Genomic DNA, 1,644 nt, shown 5'->3' on the forward strand with positions numbered 1-1,644 from the left:
AGAGGCCGTTCTCTTTCCGAATGCCGTGTGCGGATTCCGCTGGTCAGGCATGAGATTGCAGCTGTGGCGGGAGTCTCGACTCGTTGCTGATCGAGTCGGTGGGGGTGGCGGATGCCGTCGATGCGGGCGGTCCTGGAAACGCGGCGGAAGGCCGCTGCCGTGCGGGTGGATGAGCTCGAAGCCGAACTGAAGCGGGTGCGGGCAGACCTGGCGGATGCCGAGGAGGTTCTCAGGCTTCGGACGATCGGCCTCGAGCAGTATCTGGAAGCGCTCGCCGAGGAGGAACAGCCGGCCGAGACAGTCGTTGACCCGTCGCCGAGGACGCCGATGGGCCCGCGCCGTGCGGTGCCGCATCGACAGAACGCGGCCGGGGTCGAAGACCTGTCGGTGGACTACCAGGCGGTGATGGCAGCCGCGGCCGAGGCCGGGAACGACGGGCTGGGTGCCCGGCGGGCGGCCGTGGTGCTTGGCTGGGACAGTGCCTCGGCCTCACGCGTCGAGGGCGCGAGAGCACGGCTGAAGAGGCTGGTGGAACGGGGCTGGCTGGTGGAGACGAAGCCCGGGAAGTTCACCCTGCCGTCAGGACTGCAGGCCGACGAGATCGTGCGGCCAGGCGGCGGCTCATCAGGGCGATCATCGACCAGCGGATGACGGCTTCGCTCGTGTCGGGGCGGCGTTCGTAGTCCCTGACCAGGCGGCGGCTGCGCAGAAACCACGCAAAGGACCGTTCGACGACCCAGCGGCGGGGAAGGGCCTGGAAGCCTCGGACGTCCTCACTGCGGCGGACGATGTCGAGGACGAGGCCGAGGTGCTGGCTGGTCCAGTCGGTGAGGTGGCCGGTATAGCCGCCATCGGCCCAGACCCGGGCCAGCCGCCGGAAGCGGCCGGCCGCCGCTGGCAGAAGGGACCGGGCGCCATCCCGATCGGTCACGGACGCCGGTGTGACCAGCACGGCCAGGAGAAGTCCGAGCGTGTCGGTGAGCAGGTGCCGCTTGCGACCGTTGATTTTCTTGCCCGCGTCGAAGCCCCGTGAGCCGAAGGTGACAGTGGCGTCTGCCTTCACCGACTGCGAGTCCACGACCCCCGCGCTCGGCTCGGCGCTGCGGCCTTCGCCGGCGCGGACGGCTTCCCGCAGCCGGTCGTGCAGCTCGGTGACCAGTCCCGTGTCCCGCCAGCGGGCGAAGAAGGCGTAGACGCGCGGCCAGGGCGGGAAGTCCGCGGGCATTGCCCGCCACTTGATGCCGTTGTCGACGAGGTAGCGCACTGCGTCGATCATCTGCCGGTGGCAGTAGCCCTCCGGACGCCCGCCGCGGCCCGAAAGCCAGCCCGGCACCGGCAGCAGGTCCCTCACCACGGCCCACTCGGCATCGCTCATGTCCGAGCCGTATCGGGGTCGGCGCTGCGGCCGGTCGACCGCGTTCCCGAACCTGTGGGCGAGACAGTCACACCCACGAGTGGACGAACTGGACTCGGCGACCACGACCACGCGACACTTCGACAACAGGGCCTCTTGCTTCTCGCTGGACTCGACATCCCCGAGCTACCAAGAGGCCCTTCCTTCATGCACCCGCCCCGGACAACTCACCCGAACCAGGACCTCGTTCGAACCTGCCCGACCGCGCGGGCGGATAGAGAACAGGCAGT

General features: G+C 69.5%; 2 protein-coding genes. One reads left to right on the plus strand and one right to left on the minus strand.

Annotated features, from left to right (window positions below; genetic code table 11):
- Positions 1-120: 120 nt before the first annotated feature.
- On the plus strand, positions 121-651 hold the full coding sequence (locus OO52_RS45380) for a hypothetical protein (protein WP_051819147.1): 531 nt from the start codon (positions 121-123) through the stop codon (positions 649-651).
- On the opposite strand, the gene OO52_RS45385 is transcribed toward OO52_RS45380, so the two are convergent.
- Positions 569-1,375: an IS5 family transposase gene (locus OO52_RS45385; RefSeq protein WP_106972191.1), complete on the minus strand. Its 807-nt coding sequence runs from the start codon at positions 1,373-1,375 to the stop codon at positions 569-571. The genes OO52_RS45380 and OO52_RS45385 overlap by 83 nt on opposite strands.
- Positions 1,376-1,644: the final 269 nt, after the last annotated feature.

Source organism: Streptomyces flaveolus (assembly GCF_000716535.1).
Lineage (GTDB): Bacteria > Actinomycetota > Actinomycetes > Streptomycetales > Streptomycetaceae > Streptomyces > Streptomyces flaveolus_A.

Coding starts and splice junctions, on each gene's coding strand:
- OO52_RS45380 (WP_051819147.1), top strand. CDS start 121: ATGCGGGCGGTCCTGGAAACGCGGCGGAAGGCCGCTGCCGTGCGGGTG.
- OO52_RS45385 (WP_106972191.1), bottom strand. CDS start 1,375: ATGAGCGATGCCGAGTGGGCCGTGGTGAGGGACCTGCTGCCGGTGCCG.